Below are 22,669 nucleotides of genomic sequence, written 5' to 3'. Positions count from 1 at the left end.
ACGGTCGGGCGACGACGCGGCGGCGTGGTGGGGCGGGGGCGCGGTGGGGCGGGGGGCGACGGCGACTTCAGGCGGGGAGGCGCAGCGGATACACCCTCCTCGGCGTTCAATCCCCGTGCCACCGCCTTTCCGGTCGCATTCTTGTAGCATCCCCGAAAATTGACATAATTTGCCCGCCACAAGGGCGACCGGCCAGTTCTGAGCGCAATATCTCAAGCGATTTCCACAACGTGCCGGCATGCGCAAATCACCGACGGTCGGCGGCTCCAAACGGCGCCGAACTACGGGGACCAGCGATGGTTCGACCGGCCGCTCCGGCGACGGCAACACCTCAGACGGCGGCGACACGTCGAGCGGCAGCGCGTTGAGCGGCACCCCAGATGACGACGACGGTGATAGCGACACGTCGAGCGGCGTCCCGGGCGACGGCGACACGTTGAGCGGCAGCACCTTGAGCGGCGTCCCGGGCAACGGCGACGGCGGCACCTCGGGCAGCACCCCAGGCGACGGCGACGGCGACGAAGCCGCCCGGTCGTCGTCGGGCCCGGTCACCGGCGGCGTGCCGGCATGCACCCGGCGCAGCCGCTGCGCGTGCCGCCTGGCCAACCCCCAGTCTCGATGCCGCGCATGTTCCCGACGAAACTGCTCATTGACGGGAGAATAATGCCGCGACCGCGACCGATCACGCATGGCAGCCAGTTCGCCGGCCGTGAACAATTGCAGCTGCCCCATGCACACATTCTCCCAAGGCCCGACCCAATCCGCCGCCCCGAAACGGCAGCGATCATTTCAAATGGCGCACCCCCGGATCTCAAGAATCAGGCGCGGCGGCGGAACGACGTCAGCAAGGCAACGACGGCCATCGCCGCACCAAGGCGGAACGCCGTCAGCAAGGCAACGACGGTCAGGGCGGCCGTCACGACCCCAAGGCCGGCTAGTACGACAGCCCGGGTTCGTTATGTAGATGCGGGCTGATGGACGGTGTGTCCGCGGCGGCGGTAGTGGCTGGTCTTTGCCCTGGCTTGGTGTCGGCGTCGCCAAGTTGACCAATGCAGCCGGTGGTTGATGGTGTGGACGGTGTTGGTGATCAGCCGGGCGTAGAGGCGCCGGATTTCGTTGAATGTCAACGGAATCAGCGTTTGTGCGGTGTCGGCGGTGTGATGGTCGCGTTCGCGGGCGGCGATGACGGTGAGGATGGCGTGGGCGAGCATGACCAGGGTGGTGTGCCGGTACCAGGAGTCCCAGCGGCGTACCTGCGGCTCGTCCAGGCCGATGGTCTTGCCGGATTGGAAGCACGTTTCCACCTTCCAGCGGGTGCCGGCGACCCGGACCAGGACGCGTAGCGGGGCCGGCCGGGGTGACCAGCAGCAGTGGAAGGCCAGTTCGCCGTCGCTGATCCGGCGGCGCACGAGCAGGCTGTGACTCCCGCCGGCTTCACCGGCTGGCGGGATGATCGCGATCCATGCCCAGTCGTAGTCGCGTTCGCCTTTCGACCGCGCTCCGGCGGAGATCCGGTTCCACGCCCGGCTCGGCAGCGCGTCGGCCCCCCGGTCGGCACGCAGCGGACCGTCGACGGCTCGGGCGGTGACCCGGTGACTCTTGGCCACCGCCAGGACATAACCGACCTGGCGGGTTTGCAGGTCGCGGCGCAGGTGCTGGTCGCCGCCGTAGAACTCGTCCGCCGTGGCCCACGCGGCCGGCACCCCGGCGTCGAGGGCGCGGGTGAGCATCCGCCGCCCCAGGGTGACCTTCGTTGCGAAGTGCACGTCGTCGGGCACCCCGGCCGCCGCGCAGCGGGCACGGTTGTCGGTCCATGCCTTGGGCAGGTAGACCTCCCGGTCGATCAGCGTGGACCCGCGACCGGTGGCATAGGCCAGGTAGACGGCCACCTGCGCGTTCTCAATCCGACCCGCCGTGCCGGTGTACTGCCTCTGGGTACCGACAGTGAGATCACCTTTTTAAGATCACCGGTGTCGTCCAGGATCAGCACGCCGTCCGGGTCGCCCAGCGCGTCGACGACATACCCGCGCACGTCGTCGCGGACGCCGTCGGCGCACCAGACCGCCTCGCCCAGCAGCCGCTGCATCGCATGCGGCGACGCGTCACCAGCCTGTTCCGCCAACTGCCAACACGACCGGGTGTCCACATCGGACAACACGAACGCCCGCGCCTGACGGCGCGGCTCGACCCGACCGAACCGGCCGGCGATCATCGCGAACCCGGTGTCAAACTCAGCCAACCACATGTAGGTGTCTACGCTCTGGCCAGCGGCCGCCACGAAATCTTCGGTTGTCTCCACAAGCCGACCATGATCACGCGGCGGCCGTCCCCACATCCCCAGACACGCTGGCCAGCTCATCAAATCAGCACTCATCGCGGAGACTGGCCACTGTCCAGGCGGGTCCGGTTAACCAGTTGGCTCGGCGGGGCGGGTCCGTCACAGTGGCAGTCATGCGGGTTCGTTGTGCCGATGTCACCGACGCGCTGGCGATTGCCGTGGTACACGTGATCTCATCGCGGGCGGCGTATCAAGGACTGTTGCCCCAGCGCCATCCGGACAGTCAGGACATAGACCAGCGGCGCGAGGTATGGGAGCGGATCCTGGCCGAAGCGGACCGGCCACGTTCCACGACGCTGGTGGCCGACAACGGCGATGGCCTCGTCGGGTTCGCCGATCTGTGCCCGACCCGAGACCAAGACGCCGATCCGCTCACGGTCGGCGAGATTACAGCCATCTATCTTCTGCCGGCCGTCTGGGGCACGGGCGTCGGCACGCTGCTCCTGACAGAGTCCGTCAACACGCTGGGCGAGGCAGGCTACCGACAGGCGACCCTGTGGGTACTGGAGACAAATCACCGGGCTCGACGCTTCTACGAAGCCAACGGCTGGCAGGCGGACAAGGCGGTCAAGCAGGACAAAACACGCGGTGTCCTGCGGACCATCGTGCGATACCGACGGTCAGTCGACTGACCGGCAACCACTCCATCCACTTCATCGTCGGCCATCTACATAACGATCCTGGGCTGCCGTACTAGGCGCGGCGGCGGAACGACGTGAGCACCGCGACGACGGCGAGCGCGGCCACCGCGGCACCGAGGGCCAGCGTGGGCGGTCCCGCGGGCGGCAGACCACGCAGCTGTGGCGGAGCGGCGGCGGCCCACGCGGCCGCCGCGGACGGCACCGCCGCAAGGCCGGCCGCGGCGACGAGCAGCACCGCGCCGACCGGCTCCACGGAAGCGGCCCGGCGGGCGGCGAGGCCCTGCGTGCGCAGGTTCGACAGGTCCGCCGTCGAGGCCTCGACGGTACCGCTGAGCAGCGCCGCCCCGGCCAGCACCACGGCCAGGATCCCGGCGACGAGATAGAACCGCAGCCCGAGCGCCGCCCCCTCCCCCGCAAGCTCGGCCCGGGCGTCGGCGAGGGTGCGCCGCGCGTCGACGGTCAGGCCGGCGGCGGCGAGGGCCTCGGCGATCGACGGCGGCGCGGCGGCGCTCAGCCACACCTCCGCGTCGCGCGCGGCGCTGTCGATGGCGAGGCGGTCGGCGTACTCGAGGTCGACGAGGGAGCCCCGCGTCCCGAGCCGCGGCAGCCGTGGGACGGTGGCGACGACCTTGGCGGCCGCGGGATGTTCGCGGTCGAAGCCGATGAACTGGCCGTCGGGGGGCAGCGGGCCGATGCTGACGACCGGCAGCACCGCGGGACCGTCGTCGGGGCGCAGGATCCCGGCCGCGGAGCCGGTGCCGGGCGGCAGCGTGAACGACACGTCGGCACCGGAAGCGGTGACCGTGCCGCCCGGTGGTGGCTGCCACGCGGTGGACGGTGCACTGTGGACGGTCAGCTCGACGGGCTCGGTGCCGAACGCGGCCAGGCGCACCGCGATCTGCACGATGCGGCAGCCGGTGGCGCACGGGACGGTCGCCGAGTACGTCTTGCGGCCGGGGGCGAGGGCGCCGAGCTCGGCGGTGGCGGTGGGGCGGCCGTCGAGCGGGGCGACGGCGACGGAGAGGGCGTCGTCGGCGCGGTCGATGCGGGTGACGGTGATGTCGAGGCTCAGCGTGGTGCCGGTGACCGTGGGCGCGGCGCCGGCCGGGTCGGGGTGCAGCAGGGGGCGCAGCGCGGCCGGGTTCGCGCCGGCGGGCCACAGGGGCACCGACGCCAGCCGGGCGGAGTCCACGGCCAGGGCATCTTTCAGCGGTACCACGGCCATGGCGTAACGGCCGTCCGGGTCCGCGGCGCGCACGGCGTCGAGCAGCTGGCGGCGGCTGTTGGCGCTGACGGACAGCACGACCGGGGCGCCGGCCTCGGCCTCGGCCTGTGCCTGCTGGCGGCGCTGCTCGGTGGCGGTGGCGGCGGCGGCGAAGCCGAGCGACGACAGCGCGACGACGAGCACCGCGAGGAGCCGGGCGGCGGACGGGCGGCGGGCGAGGCCGAGGCCGGCGAGGCCGGCGGTGAGCCGGCCGCGGCGCAGGGCGGCGGCGCCGAGCCGGGCGGCCAGCGGCGGGCCGGCGACCGCGGCGAGGAGGCCCGCAGCGAGCAGGACGAGTGCGGGGGCGAGGGCGGCGACGCCGCCGCCGGAGCCGCGGACCTGGAACGTGGCGGCGGCCGCGGCCACGGCGGCGAAGACGGCGATGCGCGGGCCCCACCGGCCGGCCCGGGCGTCGACGCGGCGCAGCAGCGCGGACACGGGCGCGGAGACGGTGCCGATGCCGACGGCGACGCCGGCGAGGACGGCGCCGACGACCGCGACGGCGGCGTAGGCCGGGGCGCCGGGTGTCTGCCAGCCGCCGGCGGCGCTGAAGCCGGCGAGGGCGCCGAGCACCATCGGGATCAGTGTCTCGCCGGTCGCCAACCACCACCGGCCGGGCCGGGCGACGCCGCGCAGCGCGATGACGCCGTGCTCGAACCGGCGGGCGCGGGTGGCGGCGGAGACGGCCAGGACGATGACGGCCCAGGCGAGGACGAGCACGGGCGCGACGGCGAACGGCACGGTGCGGCGCACCTCGGCACGGCGCTCGTCGATGCGGTCGAGCAGGCCGTCGAGGTCGGTGCTGAGCTTCGCGGCGCCGCTGCTGCGCTGCTCGGACTCGTCGAGCCAGGCGCGCAGCCGGCCGAGGTTGGCGACGCTGATCGCGCCCGGCCGCGGGTAGGAGTCGTACTGCTGCAGGTCCGCCGGGCGGATGAACGTGGCCAGGGTCCGCCGGTCGACCGAGAACGTCGGCCCGGAGGCGTCGGTGAGCGCGCCGCCGCTGCCCCAGTAGGGCTCGGTGCCGTCGCGGGCGCGCACGATGCCGACGACGGTGAGCGGCGCGCCCGGGCCGGCCCGCAGGTAGTGCTTGGAGGTGGAGTCGTAGAGGGAGCCGGCCAGGGACACGGCGTCGCCGGGGTGCAGGCCGAGCTGGCGGGCGGCGCTGATGCCGAGGACAGCGTCGCCGGTGCCCATGAGGCAGCGGCCGGCAACGACCACGACGTGGTCGCAGAGGCCCTCGCGGTACGACACCCGGGCCAGCTGCTCCGCCGAGGCGACCTCGAGCTCGGCCGGTTGGGCGGCGAACTGCGAGCTGAACACGGTGGCGTAGCCGGGCGCGTCGAGCCGGCCGGACGCGAGCCGCTCGAAGGTGGGCGGGATGGTCCGGTCGCCGCCGGCCTCGACGGTGCCGCTCACCACGATGTTGCGCTCGCTGGCGTCGGCCCGCGCGACCTCGGTGTCGACGATGCGCCGGTCGGTGCGGTCGAGGTACACGGGCGCGGCCACGGCGGCCACGGTCGCCAGGGCGGTGAGCACGGCGACGGTGAGCGCCCGCAGCCACCGGGAGCGAAGCATCGCCAGCACCAGCGCGGTCATCGCTGCCGCCCCTCGCCCCGAGCCGGCCACGCGACCACGAAAACCACCAGCAGCGCAGTCATCGCCGCCGCCCCTCGCCCCGGACCGGCCACGCGACCACGACGACCCCGAAAGCCACCAGCAGCGCGGTCATCGCCGCCGCCCTTCGCCCCGGGCCGGCCGCGCGATGGCGACGGCCCCGAAGACCAGCAGCGCGGCGGCGCCGGCGACGAGCAGCGCGAGGGGCTGCACCGGCGGCTCGGGGACCGGCCACCGGTCGGCGAACGGGCGGACCGGCGGCGGGACGAGCAGCCGCAGCAGCACGGCGGCGGCCAGCCCGATGACGACCGCGACGAGCACGGGCGCGAGGGCCGCGCGCCGCTCGACCCGCCGCACGGTGGCGCGGGCGATGCCCTGCCGGCGCAGCGCCGCGAGCTCGGCGTCGCGGTCGCGGCGGTCGACGGCGGCGACGACGAACGCGGCCACCGCGGCCAGCAGCAGCACGACCCCGCCGGCGGCGAGGTCGCCGAGCAGCGTGGTGGCCGGGGCGAGCCGCGCGGAGCGGTCCCGGGCCGCGGCCACGCTGTCGCCGACGGTGATGTCGAGGCCGGCCGCGCGGAGCCGGTCGACGACGGCGTCGCTCGCGCCGGGGGCCAGCCACACCTCGGGGCGCTCGGCGGCGGGGATCACGCCGACGGCCGCGGCGGCGATGCGGGCCGCGTACTCGAGGTCGACCATCAGGCCGGTGCCCCCGCCGCGCGGTACGAGGGCGGCCGGGCGGGGATCCAGCGGTACCGCCACCCCGAACACGCTCGCCGCGGGCTGGTCGTGGCGGTCGTTGCCCGCCGCTCCCCCGGCGGCGAGGGCCGGCAGCGGCACCGGGGTGTCGACGGCGTAGAGGCGGTCGTCGATTGGCCGGTCGACGCTGGGGCGCACGTCGGTGAGGCGCAGCCGGCCGTCGCCCTGGCCGACCTGGATGCCGGCGGAGGCCTGGCCGATCGTGGTGCGCCAGCGGGCCGGGTCGGCGAACACCGCGCCGGGCACGACGACGGTGCCGCCGGCGGTGAGCTCGCGCAGCTCGACCGGGTTGCGGTCGGTGCCGGCGGTCTCGAGGGCCTCGACGCGGCAGCCGCGCTCGCAGGCTGGTACGACGGCGTCGTAGGCGGCCGGGGCGGCGCTCATCGGCCCGAACTCGGCGACGACCTGCTCGCCGGTGCCGGCGACGGCGAGCAGCAGCCGCACCCGGCTCCCGTCGCCGGCCGCCTGCAGGCGCAGGCCGGTGCCGGTGAACGTGAGCGGGTCGGGCGCGGCCGGGTGCAGGGCGGCGCCGTCGACGCCGGCGACGGCCCGCAGCCGGGCGCTGTCGGCGGCGATGACCACCGGGCCGCCCGCCGGCCCGGTGACGACGACGGCCATCGCCTCCCGGCCGCCCGGGTCGGCGGCGCGGACGGCGGCGAGCAGCCGCTCGCGGTTGACCGGCGCGACCCGCAGGACCCGATCGGCGCCGAGCTCGACCGCGGCCCGGCCGGCGCGGGCGTCGGCGCCGCCGGCGTAGTCCTGGGCGGCGAGGCCGACGACGCAGGTGGCCGCGGCGAGGACGGGGATGATGCGGTACGCCGTGCGGCGCCGCCCCAGCGTCAGCCCGGCGAGGGCCCCGGTGAGCCGCCCGTGCGCGAGGGCGGTGCGCCCGTAGAGGCCGGCGGAGGCCAGCAGCGCGCGGGTGCCGAGCACGCCGAGCGCGGCGGCGACGAGCAGCGGCGCGACCTGGGCGAGGCCGAAGCCGGTGTCGCGGCGCACGTCGGCGGCGGGCGCGGCGATGATCTGGAAGAGCGCGGCGGCGCCGAGGCCGAGCGCGCACACCTCGGCGGTGGCCGCGGCGAGCGGCCGGCGGGGCCGCACGTCGCGCATCAGCTCGCCGATGCCGCCGCGGGTCGCGCTCCAGTCGGCGGCGGCGACGATGACGGCGCCGGCGGCGAACAGCCGGGGCGCCCACACCGCGCCGGCGGCCAGCGGCAGCAGGCTCTGCCCGGCCGTCGCGGCCCGGATGCGCCAGCGCGGCACGCCGTGCACGGCCATGCGGGCGGCGTCGCCGCGGCGCTCCTGGGCGGCGTAGGCGGCGGCGACGGCGATAGCGAGGCCGCCGAACAGCAGGATCTGCACCTCGGCCAGGCCGATCCCGCGGTGCACGGCCCGCCGGTCGGCGGCGACGGCGTCGGCCAGGCCGATGGCGCCGGAGGTGACGTCGAACCGGGCGCCGGTCAGCCGGTCGAGGCCGGTGCGCAGCCCGCCGGCGTCGTCGAACGCCTCGGGGCGCAGCAGCGCGTCGAGGGTCACGGTGGTGGTGGCCTTGGCGGAGCCGACGGTCGCCGCGGTGGTGTAGGCGGCGGCGCCGTCCTGCCCGGCCCAGAACCAGCCGCCCGGGTCGGCCGGCGCGTAGATGCCGACGAGGGTCAGCTTGACGGCGTTGGCGGTGAGCCCGGACTCGTGCTCCAGCCGGTCGCCGACCTTCGCGCCGAGCAGCCGGGCGAGGTCCTCGCCGAGCACGACCTCGCCGTCGGCGCCGGGGCAGCGCCCGGCGTGCAGCTGGAGGTTGCCGCAGAGGCCCTCGGCGAAGCGCAGCTCGGCGAGCTGCCGGTGCCCGCCGCCGGCGTCCAGCAGGCTGCCGGCCAGCCGCATGCCGCCGGCCTTGCCCTCGACGGGCATCCCGAGGAGGGAGTCGACGCGTCGCAGCGCGTCCTCGGGCCGGTCCCCCGCGGCGACGATGCCGCGCGCCCGCAGCGTCCGCTCGGCGACGGTGGCCTGGTCGATCCGCGCCCGGGCGGCCTCCCGCCCGGCCGTGTCGGCGGCCCTGTCCGCGACCCCGGCCGCGACCACGGTCAGCGCGGCGAGGGCCACCATGACGAGTGCCTGCACCCACCGGGCCCGCAGCGCGCCGAAGACGAGCCCCAGCACGCCACGACCCTAGCGGAGATCCTCTGCGCCGGAAGCCCCCGCGATGTTCGAAACCAGGACGGCGACCAGGAAGTCCGACGACGGCGCGAACGGGCGCAGGTCCCAGGTGCTGAGCAGCACGTCCGGGCGCAGGCCGGCGGTGGCGGCGTCGGCCAGGAACTCGTCGAACTCGTAGCCGCGCCCGGCGCCGAAGCCGACGACGACGCGACCGTGCTCGGCCGTGTGGGCGGCCAGCCGGCGCAGCACCTCGACGCGGGTGGACGGGGCGACGAAGGTCATGACGTTGCCGGCGCAGAAGACGACGTCGAAGTCGGCCTTGACGCCCGCCGCCGGCAGGTCCAGGTGGGCCAGGTCGCCGGTCAGCCAGGTCGGGCCGGGGTGGTCGTGCTCGGCGACGGCGACCAGGTCGGGGTCCAGGTCGACGCCGACGACCTCATGCCCGGCGGCGTGCAGGAACGCCCCGACGCGGCCGGTGCCGCTGCCGGCGTCCAGGATGCGGGCCGCGCGCGGGACCATCGCGTCGATGAGCCGCGCCTCGCCGGCCAGGTCGGCGCCGCTCGCGGCCAGGTCGCGGAAGCGCTGCACGTAACGCGGCAGGTGCTCCGGGTCCTCGGCCCGGCGGCGCAGCCAGGCATTCTCGTCGCCCATGTGATCAAGGTAGCGCGGGGCGAAGTCTCAACCATTGCGCGGCCCGGCCGATGGGGCGATTACCGGGTGTGCCGGACGTTGCGAAGGGGGCCGACCGATGCGGGCTGAGCTCGACGGCGGCGCCGTCACCGCCGATGCCCTGCAGGGCATCGTCTGGCAGGTCTGGACGGCGTACCTGGGTGGTACCGCACCGGCGGAGCGGCCCGCGGCCGAGTACGTGGCGCCGTTCGACGTCACCGGCGCGGTGGCGATCGCCGGGGCCTGGCACGGGCACGTCATCCTGCGCTGCCGGATCGACGGGATGGCCGCGATGGCCGCCGCGATGCTCGAGCTGCCGGCCAACGGCCCGCGAAACGAAGACGTGCGCCTCGACGACATCGTCGACGCCGCCGGGGAGCTGCTCAACATCGTCGCCGGCAACGTCAAGAGCCTGCTGCCGCAGCCCGCCGTCGTGGCGCTGCCGCAGGTCGTGCTCGGCGAGGCCGACGTGCTGTGGCCCGGCGCGAGCCCGGCCTGCGAACTGCGCACCGGGTTCGACCGGTGGCCGGTCCTGCTGACCGTCATGGAGGTCGACGGCGCCGGCTCCGGTTGGCCGGAGCCGGCGATCAGAACCTGAGCGGTCAGGACGAGACGGCGACGGCACCCGAGGCGCGCGTCACTTTTCCGCAACCGGGGACGCTCATGGGGTACAGTTGCGGCGTGAATTTCGGCTATCGCGCGTTTACCGTGGCTCCGGGTGGAGCCGGCGGCAACTTGCGCTGACCTGAGTTCACCCGGAGCCAGCAAGGGCAGAGACCTCGGTCTCTGCCCTTCGTCGTGTCACGCGGCGGGGCTGGATCACCGGGCCCGCCTCCCAACCAGCAGAGCGGAAGACGGGTCATGCACAACACCAGCAACCTGCGCGTCACCGGCTACCAGCCCCTGGTCACGCCGCGGGAGCTCACCGCCGAGCTCCCGATGGACGACGAGCGCGCCGCCGTCGTCGAGGCCGGCCGCGCCGCCGTGCATAGCATCGTCACCGGCGCCGACGACCGACTACTCGTCGTCGTCGGCCCGTGCTCGGTGCACGATCCGGTGGCCGCGGTGGACTACGCGCACCGCCTGGCCGCCGCGGCGCGCCGGCTGTCCGCCGATCTCACCGTGGTCATGCGGGTGTACTTCGAGAAGCCCCGCACCACCGTCGGCTGGAAGGGCCTCATCAACGACCCCGGCCTCGACGACACCTTCGACGTGCCCCGCGGCCTGCGCCTGGCCCGCCGGCTGCTGCTCGACGTGCTCGGCATCGGGCTGCCGGTCGGGTGCGAGTTCCTGGAGCCGACCAGCCCGCAGTACATCGCCGACGCCGTCTCCTGGGGCGCGATCGGCGCGCGCACGCCGGAGAGCCAGGTGCACCGCCAGCTCGCCTCGGGCCTGTCGATGCCGATCGGGTTCAAGAACGGCACCGACGGCGACGTCCAGGTCGCCATCGACGGCTGCCGCACCGCCTCCAGCCGGCACGTCTTCTTCGGCGTCGACGAGGACGGCCGCGCCGCGGTGGTCTCCACGACCGGCAACCCCGACTGCCACATCATCCTGCGCGGCTCCCGCACCGGCCCCAACTACGGCCCGGGCGACGTCGCCGACGCCCTCGCCCGCCTGGAGAAGGCCCAGATGCCGCGCCGGCTCATCGTCGACGCCAGCCACGGCAACAGCGGCAAGGACCACGTGCGCCAGGCCGCCGTGGCCCGCGAGATCGCCGAGCAGATCGCCGGGGGCCAGGACGGCATCGCCGGCGTGATGCTGGAGAGCTTCATCGTCGCCGGGCGGCAGGACCTGGGCGGCGAGCTCACGTACGGCCAGAGCGTCACCGACGCCTGCGTCTCGTGGGAGGACACCGAAACCCTGCTGGAGGACCTCGCCGCCGCGGTGCGCGCCCGCCGCGCTCAGGCGAACACGGGCGGCTGACCGGTCGCCTCCAGGACCGACAGCCACAGGTCGCCGTCGGGGTCGACGAGGTTGCGCGAGCTGATCGCCAGGGCGATCGGCACGTGCACGAATCGGCCCCGCCAGCGGCCCACCACCATCTCGGTGCGCCCGGCCATCGCGGCGTGCACGGCGGCGTGGGCGAGGCGGATGCAGTACACGCTGTCGTACGGGTCGGCGGGCACGCTGCGGATGGTGTAGCTCGGGTCGATGTACTTCAGGTTCGCCTCGACCCCGGCCGCCGCGAAGTGCTCGGCGATGCGGCCGCGCAGGTAGCGCCCGAAGTCCTCCAGCCGCACGTTGCCGGACACGTCGACGCCCTTCGCGGAGAGGTACTCCTGCCCGGCCCCCTCCGCCACGACCACCATGGCGTGGCCGCGCTCCACGACCCGCCGGCGCAGGTGCTCGAGGAACCCGCCGGGCCCGTCGAGCGCGAACGGCACCTCGGGGATGAGCACGTAGTCGGCGTCGTTGTTGGCCAGGGCGGCGTAGCAGGCGATGAAGCCCGAGTGCCGGCCCATGAGCTGCACGAGGCCGATGCCGTTGGGGAACGCGGTCGCCTCCACGTGCGCGGCCCGGATCGCCTCGGTGGCCTTGCCGAAGGCGGTCTGGAAGCCGAAGGAGCGTTCGATGTACGGGATGTCGTTGTCGATCGTCTTCGGCACCCCGACGACCGCGATGCGCAGCCCCCGCTCGGCGACGACCTCGGCGATGCGCAGCGCGCCGCGCATCGAGCCGTCGCCGCCGATGACGAACAGGACGTTGACGCTGAGCTGCTCAAGGCAGTCGACGATCTCGTTCGGGTCCTGGTTGCCCCGCGAGGTGCCGAGAATCGTGCCGCCGTACTCGTTGATGCCGGCCACCGCGTCGGCGTCGAGGTCCACCACCGGGCGGGCGTAGCGGGCGGTCATCCCCTGGTACCCGTTGCGGAACCCGAAGATCCGGCGCACGCCGTAGTGGTTGGTCAGCTCGAGCACCAGCGCCCGGATGACGTCGTTCAGCCCCGGGCAGAGCCCGCCGCAGGTGACGATCCCGACCCGGGTCTTCGACGGGTCGAAGAAGATCTTCGACCGCGGCCCGCCGGGCTCGAAGCCCGGCAGCTCCGCGATCGGCGTCTGGTGCCGGGCGAGCAGCGACACGGTGTCGTCGAGCAGCACCCGGTCGTCCTCGTCCACGTAGTGCTGCGTGGTGCTGCGCCGGCGCAGCATCGCCGACAGCGGCGAGTCGATCCGGCACTCGCCGAGCCGGCTGACCTCGAGCTGCGCGCGTTCGTCGACCATGCCCCCATGGTCGGCCAGGGGCGTTTCGGCCCGGTTAATCGGTTGAATCGCGCGTGCGGCCGGGGCGATGGTGGGGCGATGCGAGTGACGTTCATCCGCTTCGCCGACCACGAGTGGGGCCACGTGGTGATCGCGCGCGACGACGGCGTCGTCTACCGCATGAACACTGGCCCGATCACCGGCGAGACCCCGCACGACCTGGTCCACTACACCGTCGAGGACGCGCTGCGCATCCCCGACGGCATCTGGGGCTCGATCGCCGGCGGCGTGGTGTTCCGCAGCATGCACCACGTGTCCGGCCGCCGGCCGCCGCACGCGGCCGAGCGCTCCCGCGACCTGATCCGCGAGCACCGCGCCGAACTCCAGCGGGCCGAGCTCATCGGCGGCCTGTGCGAGCGCTCGCTCGACGTGCCGCCGGCCGGCCTGGACCGCTGGGCCGCGAAGGAGCCGTTCATGCCGCTCACGGTGGCCCAGCTGACCACGGCGGCGACGGCCCTGCGGGCGGCGGCGGCGCGCTGGTCGGCCCTCGCGGTGGGCGACCGGCTGGAGCTCGAGTGGCCGGGGCACCGCCGGCTGCGCCCGGATTCCCGCCGGAATACCCGAGCGGGCGATGGCGGTCCGCGTCGCTCCCATAGTCTTCTGTGACCGAACGGTCACGACGAAGGGAAGCCCGCCCCGGTGAGACGCTACTCCGGACCGGTCAAGGTGAAGGTCTGCGAACGGCTCGGCGGCGACTGGCGCGAGCTGGCCGACTTCCTGGAGATCCCGGCGTCCCATCGCGCCGGCTTCCCGGCCGGCCGCGAACCGCACGGTATCTGGGAGTGGCTCGAGTGCCGCGACCGGCTCCCCGACCTGCCCGGCGCCTTGGTGGGGATCGGTCGCGACGACCTCGCCGCCGAACTGCACGCCGGGCGGCCGCGCTCGGCGGTGCTGTCGGTGCAGGACGACCCGGCCGCCCGCTTCCGCCTGCTCGACACCGCGTTCTTCGACCTCAGCGAGATCCGCGACGCGATCGAGGAGGTCCTGGAGGGCGAGCCGGGGCCGGCCGCGTTCGTCGTCGCCGGGCACGAGGAGATGTACGTCGGCAAGCTCTGCGAGTGGCTGGAGCACTGCGTCGACGACATCCGCCAGCGGCCCGCGGTGTCGCTCAACCCGCTGCAGGGCGGCGTCGACCGGGCGCTGCGCCACATCGAGTCGCTGCGGCCCCTGCTGGGCAGCTCCAGCGTGCTGTGCCGGGTGAACGTCCACAGCCCGCAGGCCGGCCCGGGCGACCTGACCCGGTTCTGGGACGAGGTCCGGCTGCGCTTCGCCGGCCTCGACCGCTGGCTGTTGCTGCTGGTGCAGGTCCACGCCGCGGACCTGGCGGTCGACGGCATGGTGCCGCTGCCGGCGCCGTGCTTCCGCCGCCGCCACATCCGCGACTGGGGCCGCACCTTGCAGCTGCAACTGCAGTGGCCGCCGGGCTTCACGCGGTGCCTGACCGATGCCGTCGTCGACTACGCGGAGACCGACGGCGAGCTCGACATCCGCCTCGTCTACGACGCGCTCGGCGGCGTCGTGCACGACGTGCGGCACAAGCCGGACTGGATCCGGGACGAGCTGGAGCGAGGGAGCTACGTTGCACACTCGGCACAGAGCTGACATCTCCGCCGGCTTCGACCCGGCCGCGGCCCAGCCGCCGTCGCGCGAGATCGAGCGGCTCGTCGTGCGGCCCGGCGCCGAACCGGTCGCCGTTGCCGAGATCGTGCAGCGCGAGCCGTACCGCACGAGCGCCGGCCTGGCCGAGGCGGTCAACGTCGCCATCGCGCTGGGCCGCCCCCTGCTGCTGCAGGGCGACCCGGGGGCCGGCAAGACCCGCCTCGCCCACGCCGTCGCCTACGCGATGGGGCTGCCGCTGGAGGCGGCCTACATCAAGTCGACCAGCCGGGGCCAGGATCTGCTGTACACGTTCGACGCCGTCCGCCGGCTCTACGACGCCCAGATCGGCGGCCGCGCCCAGGCCGACCCGGTCGCGTACGTGCAGCTCGGCCCGCTCGGCCGCGCGATCGCCCGCGCCGCCGCCGGCCGGCGCTCCGTCGTGCTCATCGACGAGATCGACAAGGCCGACCTCGACTTCCCCAACGACCTGCTGCACGAGCTCGACCGCCTGGCCTTCGACGTGCCCGAGGTGGCGGACCTGCGCTACGAGGCCGGCGCCGAGCCCGAGCACCGGCCGATCATCATCGTGACGAACAACGAGGAGAAGACGCTGCCGGGCGCGTTCCTGCGCCGCTGCGTCTTCCACTACGTCGCCTTCCCCACCGACCCCACCGAGCTCGACGAGATCATGCAGCTGCACGGCATCGACAGCCCCGAGCTGCGCCACCGGGCCGCGCAGACGCTGCTGCACCTGCGCTCGCGCGGCCTCGAGCGCAACCCCGGCCTCAGCGAGCTGCTCGACTGGGCGGTGTACATGCAGGCCGCCGGCACGTCCCCCGAGGACGTCAGCGTCGAGCGCCTGCCGTACGCGGGCACGCTGGTCAAGCAGCGCAGCGACCAGCTGCGCCTGCGCGGTCAGGCCGCCCGCCCGTGATGCCGCCCGGCACGCCGGAGTTCCTCAGCGGCCTGGTGCGCCGCCTGCGGTACCACGGCCTGCCCGTCGGCGTCGACGACCTCATCGCCCTGCGCCGCGCCCTGGCCGCCGGCTTCGGCTGGTCCGGCACCGCCGCGCTGCGCGAGCTGTGCGTGATGCTGTGGGCGTCGACCCCGGCCGATGCCGCCATCGTCCGCGCCGTGTTCAACCAGGCGGACCCGCCCGAGTGGCGGCTCGACGCACCGGCCCCGGCGCCGTCGTCATCGGACGCCGGCCCGGACGGCGAGGCGCCGGTCGAGCCCGACGTGCGCACGCTGTCCGAGCCGCCCGCGGAGGCGCCGCTCCTGCCGCCGGCCGCCGCGCCGACGGTCGCCGCGGTCGCTGGCCTGCCGGCGGTCACCGCCGACCCGCCGCACGCCGACCCGTCGCTGATCCTGACCGCGCAGTACCCCCTCAGCGCCCGCGAGATCGCCCAGGCCTGGCGCCGCCTGCGCCGCCCGGTGCGCCTCGGCCCCGCGGTCGAGCTCGACGTCGGCGCCACCCTGCGCGCCCGCGCCCGCCGCGGCGTGCCGGTGCCGCCGGTGCTCGTCCCGCGGTACCGCAACACGGCCCGCCTGCTGCTGCTCATCGACCGCCAGGGCTCGATGGCCCCGTTCCACGGCTTCGTCGACCACCTGCGCACGGCCATCGAGGAGGCCGGCCGCGTCGACGCGGTCCAGGTCGCCTACTTCCACGACGTCCCCGACCGCCGCCCGGACCGCGCCGCGCTGGCCGCGGGCGATCTGCGGGACCCGCGCATCGACGACATCCTGCCCGGGCTCGCCCCGATGACGCGGGGCACCGTCTACGCCGACCCGGACCTCACGTCCCCGCGCCCCCTCGACGAGACCCTGGCGGCGCTGCGGCCCCGCACCGCCGTGGCGGTGATCAGCGACGCCGGCGCGGCCCGGCGCAAGCTCGACGCGCTGCGCCTGGTCGAGACCGCCGCGATGCTGAAGTCGCTGTCCGCGGCCGGCGGCCCGGTCTGCTGGCTGAACCCGGCCCCGGCCGCGCGCTGGCCGCACACCACGGCCGGCCAGGTCGCCCGCCACGTCCCGATGTTCCCGCTGACGAGACCCGGCCTGTACGGCGCCGTCGAGGTCCTCCGCGGCCGCCCTCTGCCGCTGGAGCGCCCCCTGTGACGCCGCCGGATGAGCCTTCCGACGCGGGCCACGCCCCGGCGGACACCCTGTCCGAGCTGCTCGGCGGGCTCGTCGCGCCGGCGCTGGCGTGCCACGCGGCCCTGCCGACCGCCATCGACGGCGGCTTCCTGCACCTGCTGCGGATCAACTTCTTCTCCGAGCCGGGCGACGACCTGCCGTACGAGTCGGAGGCCGACCTGCTGCTGTCGCCGCTGTTCACCGAGGTGGCCGGCGACCTGTACGAGATGCGCCCCGACGTGCGCGGCGCGCTGCTGCAGGAGCTGGTCGCCCGCTACGACGACGACCGGCTGCAGCGGGTCGCCGACCTGCTGGACCACTACACCGCGACCAACGCGCGCTGGCTCGCCAATCCCGAGCTGGCCTACGCCCAGCGCATGACGGCGCTCGCGGTGCGCGACCCGGCGGCGGCCCGCCAACGCCTCGCGCGGGCCGAGGCGGCCGCCCGGGACGGCGGCGGCCTGCAGCGCGAGTGGTACGTCGCGATGCGCCACCACCTCGACGAGCAGATCGCCGTCACCGCCCCGGCGGCGCCGCGCCACGCCCCGGAGCTGAGCTCGCCCGGCTCCCGCGCGTGGCTGGTCGGCGGCTTCGAGCACAACGTGCCCGCACCGGGCTCGGCGAGTGGGCTGGTGGAGGTCGGCAAGGCGCTGCTCGACCCCTTTGCCGGCGGCATGAGCCAACCCACGTCCAGCATCTCGCTGAACATGAACGACGGCATGACCCTCGGTGGCCTCGTCACCGAGGCGTCCGACTCGTTGCTGGTGTGGGTGGCGGACCACGGTGCGAGCCGGCACTGGCTGGCGCGCTTCCTTGCTGTGCTGGCCCGCCAGCTCGAGTCCGTCCCGGCCGAGCGGATCATCGTCATCGTCGACAACCGCGCGTCGCCGGCCGTCGCGCTGCCGACCCTGAACCGGCCCGGCTGGCTGATGATGGCGATGCCGCCGATCCCGCACGATTCGGGCTTCTCACTGCCCGCCGCGGTTGTCGAGCTCTTCAAGGGCCAGCTGACCGAGTCGGCCCCGCTGACCGTCGGCCGGCTCTACCGCCGGCTCGCCGACCGGATGTCCGCGCACGGGCTGCCGGCCCCGCTGCTGCGCGCGGCCCCGCCCGGCGACCGCGCCGACGTGGAGGCGGTCGTGCTGGCGCGGGGTCATCGATCGGCCCCGCCGGATCCCGAGGAGCGGCGCTGGCTGGCCGCCCTGGCCGACTACGACGCCGGGCGGGACCTCGCGAACGCCGGCCGCTGCCGGCTCAAGCTCGGCGACCTGGCGCGCGACCGCGGCGACCTGGAGTCGGCGGTCGCCTGGTACGACCGGGCCGCTGAGGCCGCCGAGTGGCTGGGCGACCCGGCCGGCGAGGCCGAGGCGGCCGTCGCCGTCGCGGCGACCATCATCGGGGCCCGGCGACCGTTCCGCATCACCACCGTGCCCGCGCTGGCCCAGGCGACAAGGGCCGTCGACCAGTTCCTGCGGGCTCGCCACGGGGAGTATCCGACCGCGCTGCGCGAGCGGCTGTCGGCGATCGGGGCGGCCGCCCAGGGCGTGCCCGACGAGGCCTTGTACGTGGCGGCCTCCATGTTCGCCGGCATGGGCGAGTGGCCGGCCGCCGAGCGCCTGGCCGCGCTCATCGCCGATCCCAGGCTCCGGCAGCTGGCCGATCCGCGCTAGGTCATGAGCGGCGACGCTTGCGCGGACGGGGCGACCGGGACGATCTCGAAGTCGACGAGGTCGCTCCAGCGCGCCACCCATGCCATCAGCAACGTGAGGTCGTCGCACTCCATCAGCTGGAAGCAGCGGGCGAAGTCGGCCGCGACCCAGCTGTCGACGTAGCGCAGCCCGTCCGGCAGCATCCGGCCCTGCTCCCGCGCCCGCTCGTAGACGGGCCGGGCCTGGCCGTCGCGGAACCGCTCGATCACCATGAACAGCACGGGCCGACACTAATGCGCTCGACAGCCCGGGTCCCGGACGACCACCCCACCGTCGCCGTCCGGGACCCGGGCTTTTCCGCGTGCGATGTAACAGATGGAACGTCCTGTAACATCGCAGGACATCAGGAAACCCCTGCGGCGATTGACTGTCAAGAGTCCTTAAAGAACCTCTATGCTGCGGATCATGGAACGGGGGTTGTAACGATGGCCGGCCACCGCCGGGTCACGGTGCGCGACATCGCCGCCGAGACCGGCATGTCGATCGCGACGGTCTCGCGCGCGCTCAACGACCACCACGCGGTCACGCCCGCCACCCGCGCGCTGGTCCACGACGCCGCCGAGCGCCTGCGGGCGCGGATCGGCCAGAGCGGCAAGCCCAAGGGCGGCGCCGTCTTCGTGCGCTGCCCGTACGTGCTGACCGACTACTTCGGCCTCATCGTCTCCTCGATCGCCGAGACGCTCACGCTGCACGGCCGCCAGCTCGTGCTCACCGCCGGCGAGGCGGCCCAGCGCACCCCGCTGCTGGCCGACCTCGACGGCCGCGAGGGCCTCACCGGCGTCATCGTCATACTCCCGCCGGAGCCCGGCGACGACCTGGTCGAGCTGCAGCGGCGGCGGCTGCCGTTCGTGGTCGTCGACCCGCGCACGACCCTGCCGCGCGACATCGTCTCCGTCTCGGCGGCCCACTTCGCCGGCGCCCGCCGCCTCACCGGCCACCTCGTCGAGCTCGGCCACCGCCGCATCGGCGTCATCGGCGGCCCCACCGAGTGGCTGGCCAGCGACGCCCGCCTGGCCGGGCACAACGCCGCGCTCGCCGACGTCGGGGTGCTGCCCTCCGGCGAGCTGCTGCGCAGCGTCCAGCCGACCACCGAGCACGGCCACCGCGCCGCCGCCTCGCTGCTCGACCTGCCGCAGCGCCCGACCGCCCTCGTCTGCTTCAACGACAAGGCCGCCGTCGGCGCGCTGGCCGCCGCCGCCGAGCGCGGCCTGCGCGTGCCGGACGACCTGTCCGTCACCGGCTTCGACGACCTCGACCTGGCCCGGGCGACGGGCCTCACGACGGTGCGCCAGCCGCTGCAGGAGATGGGCCGCATGGCGGTCTCCCTGCTGGTGCGCCTGCTCGAGCAGCACGAGCTGGACGCGCTGCACATCGAGCTGGCGACGCAGCTCGTGGTCCGTTCCTCCACGGCGCCCCCGCCGGTGCGATCCTTGGACGCATGACCCGGCCGCGCATCTGGTACGTCCTGCAGCACCGCCCCGGTCCCGCCGCCGCCGAGGGCGTGCGCATCATGGACCAGCCCCTGTTCCCCGAGCACCTGGCGTTCCTGCGCCGCCGCGCCGAGGACGGCACGCTGGTCGCCGCCGGCCCGCTCGAGGACATCGACACCGAGGAGGGCGAGGGCATGACCGTGCTCGCCGCCGCGTCGCTCGAGGAGGCCCGCCGCCTCGCCGAGCAGGACGACGAGTCGGTGCGTTCCGGCCTGCTCGCCGTCACCGTCCGCACCTGGACCGTGGTCATGGCTCCGATACTCCCGCCGACCGGGTGAGGCGCATCCCGCCGTCTATTCCCCTCCGAATGTGAGGACCGCCCCACCAACTCCGGGTCTTTGCTTTCCGCATCGTGTTTCTCGACGGAAAGCAGGGAGTATCCGTGTCACGTGCCGTGTTGAGGTTCTCGTTGGCCGCCGCAGGCTTCGCCGCCGCGCTCGTCGTCGGCCCCGGCGCCCTGGCGGCGTGGTCATCCAGCGCGGCGGCGCCGGTGGCGCACGCCACGATCACACCGCCGCAGGAGGACGGGCAGTGGCGCAGCCCGTGGCCGTACCCCTCGAAGACCCGGACGAAGACCCCGTCCAAGTCGCCATCGAAGTCCCCGTCGATGTCCCCCTCGCACTCGGCATCGACGTCGGCGTCGCCCAGCCGCACGACGGCGTCCCCGACGAGCTCGTCGCTGCCGGTTACCGGCGGCACCTCGAGCGGAACCCTGGGCGGCCTCGTGCTCGGCGGCGTGGCCGCGATCGGCCTGGGCACCGCGATGTACCGCAACGGCCGTCGCCGCATCGCCAAGCAGCAGTAACCGCGCCACGCACGATGGCGGGCGGCCGGCTCATCGAGCATGGCCGCCCTCGTCGGCGTCTGCCTTTTGGCGGTACCGCGAGATCGCTCGCTGTTAGCGATCACAAGCATCATCGCTCCAGCTGTTGACGTGAGTCGATGCGGTCTTTATGTTAGCGATAACATCGTGCCCGCGGACCCGCCAGCCCTCAGGAGCACCCGTGTCCCGTCTCCATGCCGTCCTGCTTGCCGCCGTCCTTGTGCTGCCCTTCGCTTTGGACCACATCGCGCCGGCCGAGCCGCTCGAGCTCGCCGCCGTCACCAGCAACCAGATTTCCGTGCCGGCGCCCGCCATGGGGTGGGCCTCGTGGAACAGCTTCGCGGCGAACATCAACGCCGGCGTGATCAAGCGGCAGGCCGACGCGATGGTGGCCGCGGGGCTGCCGGCGGCCGGGTACCGGTACGTCAACATCGACGAAGGCTGGTGGCAGGGCACCCGCGACTCGGGCGGGAACATCACCGTCGACCAGAACGAGTGGCCCGGCGGGATGGCGGCCATCGCCGACTACATCCACTCCAAGGGGCTCAAGGCCGGGATCTACACCGACGCGGGGCGCGACGGGTGCGGGTACTACTACCCGACCGGGCGCCCCGCGGCGCCCGGCAGCGGGAGCGAGGGGCATTACGCGCAGGACATGCTGCAGTTCTCGCGCTGGGGCTTCGACTTCGTGAAGGTCGACTGGTGCGGGGGCAGCGCGGAGGGGCTCGACCCGCAGACCGCGTACCGGTCGATCAGCGCGGCGGTCGCGCAGGCCACCGCCACCACCGGGCGGCCGCTCGTGCTGTCCATCTGCGACTGGGGCGTCAAGAGTCCCTGGGACTGGGGGCCCGGGCTCGGGGCGATGTGGCGGACCAGCACCGACATCATCTACTGGGGACAGACGGCGAACCAGTCGATGGTGCTCACCAACTTCGACCGCGGGCTGCACCCGGCGGCGCAGCACACCGGGTACGTCAACGATCCCGACATGATGATCGCCGGCATGCCGGGGCTCAGCGCCGCGCAGAACCGCACGCACCTGAACCTGTGGGCCGTCTCCGGGGCGCCGCTGCTGCTCGGCGCCGACCTGTCCACCCTGGACTCCGCGACGGTCGCGGCGCTCAAGAACGCCGACGTCGTCGCCGTCGACCAGGACGCGCGCGGGCTGCAAGGGGTGAAGGTCGCGGAGGATGTTTCGGGGCGGCAGGTGTACGGCAAGGTGCTCTCCGGCAGCGGCCGGCGCGCCGTGGTGCTGCTGAACCGGACCGGCTCGGCGGCGACGATGACGGTCCGCTGGGCCGACCTCGGGCTCACGACGGCGAGCGCGACCGTGCGCAACGCGTGGACGGGCGCGACGACCGGCGCCGCCACCTCCTACAGCGTCTCGGTGCCGGCGAACGACTCGGTGCTGCTGACGGTGAGCGGCACCGAGGCTTCCGCGGGCACCTACGAGGCCGAGGCGGCCGCGAACACCCGGGCCGGCGGCGCCACGACCGTCGCCTGCACCGGCTGCTCCGGCGGGACCAAGGTGGGCAACGTCGGCAACGGCGGGAGCCTGCGCTTCAACGGGGTCGCGTCGGCGAGCGGCGGCAATGCCGTGGTGACGATCGCGTACGTCAACGGCGACGCGGCCACGCGCACCGCGACCCTGCAGGTGAACGGGCGGGCGGCGACCGTGGTCGCGTTCCCGCCGACCGGGTCGTGGACGTCGGCCGGGAGCGTGAGTGTGGTGGTACCGCTGAATCCGGGCTCGTCGAACACGCTCGCGTTCGCCAATGCGGCGGCGTGGGGCCCGGACCTCGACGCGATCGAGGTGCGGGGGCTCGCCGGCGGGCTGCCGGTCGCCGGCGCGCAGTCGGGGCGGTGCGTGGACGTGAACGGCGCCAGCGGTACCAACGGCGCGACGGTGCAGCTGTGGGACTGCAACAACCAGATCAACCAGGCGTGGGCTTCGACGGCGCAGAAGACGCTGACGGTGTTCGGCACCAAGTGCCTCGACGCCTACAACGGCGGGACCACGAACGGCACCGCCGTGGTGATCTGGGACTGCAACGGGCAGGCCAACCAGCAGTGGACGGTCGGGACGGACGGCACGATCCGCGGGGCGCAGTCTGGGCTGTGCCTGGACGCCTACAACAACGGCACCGCCAACGGGACGAAGCTCGTCCTGTGGACGTGCAGCGGTGCGGCGAACCAGCGTTGGACGGTCGGCTGAG

18 protein-coding genes and 1 pseudogene are annotated in these 22,669 nt (G+C 74.2%); 13 read left to right on the top strand and 6 right to left on the bottom strand.

Annotated elements, in window-relative coordinates; translation table 11 throughout:
* Nucleotides 1-238 precede the first annotated feature (238 nt).
* Nucleotides 239-664 (top strand): hypothetical protein, encoded by a 426-nt coding sequence (locus ACQEVU_RS14185; RefSeq protein ID WP_433323481.1) that lies wholly within the window; start codon nucleotides 239-241, stop codon nucleotides 662-664.
* A 292-nt stretch (nucleotides 665-956) separates the two neighbouring features.
* Here the strand turns inward: ACQEVU_RS14185 and ACQEVU_RS14180 are convergent.
* Nucleotides 957-2,245, bottom strand: a pseudogene (locus tag ACQEVU_RS14180) (IS701 family transposase).
* A gap of 206 nt (nucleotides 2,246-2,451) precedes the next feature.
* Here ACQEVU_RS14180 and ACQEVU_RS14175 point away from each other — a divergent pair.
* Entirely contained in the window at nucleotides 2,452-2,970 is a 519-nt protein-coding gene (locus ACQEVU_RS14175) for an N-acetyltransferase family protein (RefSeq protein WP_433323479.1), read from the top strand.
* A 61-nt stretch (nucleotides 2,971-3,031) separates the two neighbouring features.
* Here ACQEVU_RS14175 and ACQEVU_RS14170 read toward each other — a convergent pair whose 3' ends face one another.
* The 3 genes from ACQEVU_RS14170 to ACQEVU_RS14160 form a co-directional block, all read right to left on the bottom strand.
* Nucleotides 3,032-5,839: a hypothetical protein gene (locus tag ACQEVU_RS14170; protein ID WP_433323477.1), complete on the bottom strand. Its 2,808-nt coding sequence runs from the start codon at nucleotides 5,837-5,839 to the stop codon at nucleotides 3,032-3,034.
* Nucleotides 5,840-5,968: 129 nt separating this feature from the next.
* Entirely contained in the window at nucleotides 5,969-8,770 is a 2,802-nt protein-coding gene (locus tag ACQEVU_RS14165; protein ID WP_433323475.1) for a hypothetical protein, read from the bottom strand.
* Between the two features lie 9 nt (nucleotides 8,771-8,779).
* Nucleotides 8,780-9,418: a class I SAM-dependent methyltransferase gene (locus ACQEVU_RS14160; RefSeq protein WP_433323473.1), complete on the bottom strand. Its 639-nt coding sequence runs from the start codon at nucleotides 9,416-9,418 to the stop codon at nucleotides 8,780-8,782.
* A gap of 97 nt (nucleotides 9,419-9,515) precedes the next feature.
* Here ACQEVU_RS14160 and ACQEVU_RS14155 point away from each other — a divergent pair, with 97 nt between their 5' ends.
* Both ACQEVU_RS14155 and ACQEVU_RS14150 read left to right on the top strand, forming a co-directional pair.
* Nucleotides 9,516-10,034, top strand: a complete 519-nt coding sequence (locus ACQEVU_RS14155) for a chemotaxis protein CheX (protein WP_433323471.1) — start codon at nucleotides 9,516-9,518, stop codon at nucleotides 10,032-10,034.
* Nucleotides 10,035-10,297: 263 nt separating this feature from the next.
* A complete protein-coding gene (locus tag ACQEVU_RS14150) occupies nucleotides 10,298-11,362 on the top strand; it encodes a 3-deoxy-7-phosphoheptulonate synthase (RefSeq protein ID WP_433323469.1) in 1,065 nt (354 codons plus the stop codon).
* On the opposite strand, the gene ACQEVU_RS14145 is transcribed toward ACQEVU_RS14150, so the two are convergent.
* On the bottom strand, nucleotides 11,341-12,660 hold the full coding sequence (locus ACQEVU_RS14145; protein WP_433323467.1) for an ATP-dependent 6-phosphofructokinase: 1,320 nt from the start codon (nucleotides 12,658-12,660) through the stop codon (nucleotides 11,341-11,343). The genes ACQEVU_RS14150 and ACQEVU_RS14145 overlap by 22 nt on opposite strands.
* 78 nt (nucleotides 12,661-12,738) lie before the next feature.
* Here ACQEVU_RS14145 and ACQEVU_RS14140 point away from each other — a divergent pair, with 78 nt between their 5' ends.
* Genes ACQEVU_RS14140 through ACQEVU_RS14120 form a run of 5 tightly spaced genes read left to right on the top strand, consistent with a single transcriptional unit; the run spans nucleotide 12,739 to nucleotide 18,101 of the window.
* Entirely contained in the window at nucleotides 12,739-13,305 is a 567-nt protein-coding gene (locus tag ACQEVU_RS14140; protein ID WP_433323465.1) for a hypothetical protein, read from the top strand.
* Nucleotides 13,306-13,338: 33 nt separating this feature from the next.
* On the top strand, nucleotides 13,339-14,301 hold the full coding sequence (locus ACQEVU_RS14135) for a hypothetical protein (RefSeq protein ID WP_433323463.1): 963 nt from the start codon (nucleotides 13,339-13,341) through the stop codon (nucleotides 14,299-14,301).
* Nucleotides 14,279-15,232: an AAA family ATPase gene (locus ACQEVU_RS14130; protein ID WP_433323461.1), complete on the top strand. Its 954-nt coding sequence runs from the start codon at nucleotides 14,279-14,281 to the stop codon at nucleotides 15,230-15,232. Before ACQEVU_RS14135 ends, ACQEVU_RS14130 begins: the two co-directional genes overlap by 23 nt.
* Complete coding sequence (locus ACQEVU_RS14125; protein WP_433323459.1) at nucleotides 15,229-16,413, top strand: hypothetical protein; 1,185 nt, start codon at nucleotides 15,229-15,231, stop codon at nucleotides 16,411-16,413. Before ACQEVU_RS14130 ends, ACQEVU_RS14125 begins: the two co-directional genes overlap by 4 nt.
* Nucleotides 16,410-18,101, top strand: a complete 1,692-nt coding sequence (locus tag ACQEVU_RS14120) for a hypothetical protein (RefSeq protein WP_433323457.1) — start codon at nucleotides 16,410-16,412, stop codon at nucleotides 18,099-18,101. The genes ACQEVU_RS14125 and ACQEVU_RS14120 overlap by 4 nt, the downstream gene beginning before the upstream one ends.
* Here the strand turns inward: ACQEVU_RS14120 and ACQEVU_RS14115 are convergent.
* Nucleotides 18,098-18,352 carry a DUF3303 domain-containing protein gene (locus tag ACQEVU_RS14115; protein WP_433334924.1) on the bottom strand — a complete coding sequence of 85 codons (255 nt, stop codon included), beginning with the start codon at nucleotides 18,350-18,352 and terminating at the stop codon, nucleotides 18,098-18,100. The two genes, ACQEVU_RS14120 and ACQEVU_RS14115, sit on opposite strands and share 4 nt — an antisense overlap.
* 213 nt (nucleotides 18,353-18,565) lie before the next feature.
* On the opposite strand from ACQEVU_RS14115, the gene ACQEVU_RS14110 reads away from it, so the two are divergent.
* From ACQEVU_RS14110 to ACQEVU_RS14095, 4 genes are all read left to right on the top strand, one after another.
* Nucleotides 18,566-19,582 (top strand): LacI family DNA-binding transcriptional regulator, encoded by a 1,017-nt coding sequence (locus ACQEVU_RS14110; RefSeq protein WP_433323455.1) that lies wholly within the window; start codon nucleotides 18,566-18,568, stop codon nucleotides 19,580-19,582.
* Nucleotides 19,579-19,908, top strand: a complete 330-nt coding sequence (locus ACQEVU_RS14105; protein ID WP_433323453.1) for a YciI family protein — start codon at nucleotides 19,579-19,581, stop codon at nucleotides 19,906-19,908. The genes ACQEVU_RS14110 and ACQEVU_RS14105 overlap by 4 nt, the downstream gene beginning before the upstream one ends.
* A gap of 119 nt (nucleotides 19,909-20,027) precedes the next feature.
* A complete protein-coding gene (locus ACQEVU_RS14100; protein WP_433323451.1) occupies nucleotides 20,028-20,435 on the top strand; it encodes a hypothetical protein in 408 nt (135 codons plus the stop codon).
* Between the two features lie 199 nt (nucleotides 20,436-20,634).
* Nucleotides 20,635-22,668 (top strand): RICIN domain-containing protein, encoded by a 2,034-nt coding sequence (locus ACQEVU_RS14095; RefSeq protein WP_433323449.1) that lies wholly within the window; start codon nucleotides 20,635-20,637, stop codon nucleotides 22,666-22,668.
* Nucleotide 22,669: the final 1 nt, after the last annotated feature.

This window comes from Dactylosporangium sp. CA-139066 (assembly GCF_050936175.1).
In the GTDB taxonomy this organism is placed as follows: domain Bacteria; phylum Actinomycetota; class Actinomycetes; order Mycobacteriales; family Micromonosporaceae; genus Dactylosporangium.
The sequence above is the reverse complement of the archived record's forward strand: the minus strand, read 5'-3'. Positions and strand labels throughout refer to the sequence as shown.

What these genes read in the sequence shown, in the direction of transcription:
- ACQEVU_RS14155 (WP_433323471.1), top strand. Translation starts at nt 9,516, where the DNA reads ATGCGGGCTGAGCTCGACGGCGGCGCCGTCACCGCCGATGCCCTGCAG.
- ACQEVU_RS14175 (WP_433323479.1), top strand. Translation starts at nt 2,452, where the DNA reads ATGCGGGTTCGTTGTGCCGATGTCACCGACGCGCTGGCGATTGCCGTG.
- ACQEVU_RS14145 (WP_433323467.1), bottom strand. Translation starts at nt 12,660, where the DNA reads ATGGTCGACGAACGCGCGCAGCTCGAGGTCAGCCGGCTCGGCGAGTGC.
- ACQEVU_RS14160 (WP_433323473.1), bottom strand. Translation starts at nt 9,418, where the DNA reads ATGGGCGACGAGAATGCCTGGCTGCGCCGCCGGGCCGAGGACCCGGAG.
- ACQEVU_RS14110 (WP_433323455.1), top strand. Translation starts at nt 18,566, where the DNA reads ATGGCCGGCCACCGCCGGGTCACGGTGCGCGACATCGCCGCCGAGACC.
- ACQEVU_RS14185 (WP_433323481.1), top strand. Translation starts at nt 239, where the DNA reads ATGCGCAAATCACCGACGGTCGGCGGCTCCAAACGGCGCCGAACTACG.
- ACQEVU_RS14170 (WP_433323477.1), bottom strand. Translation starts at nt 5,839, where the DNA reads ATGACCGCGCTGGTGCTGGCGATGCTTCGCTCCCGGTGGCTGCGGGCG.
- ACQEVU_RS14150 (WP_433323469.1), top strand. Translation starts at nt 10,298, where the DNA reads ATGCACAACACCAGCAACCTGCGCGTCACCGGCTACCAGCCCCTGGTC.
- ACQEVU_RS14115 (WP_433334924.1), bottom strand. Translation starts at nt 18,352, where the DNA reads ATGGTGATCGAGCGGTTCCGCGACGGCCAGGCCCGGCCCGTCTACGAG.
- ACQEVU_RS14105 (WP_433323453.1), top strand. Translation starts at nt 19,579, where the DNA reads ATGACCCGGCCGCGCATCTGGTACGTCCTGCAGCACCGCCCCGGTCCC.
- ACQEVU_RS14140 (WP_433323465.1), top strand. Translation starts at nt 12,739, where the DNA reads ATGCGAGTGACGTTCATCCGCTTCGCCGACCACGAGTGGGGCCACGTG.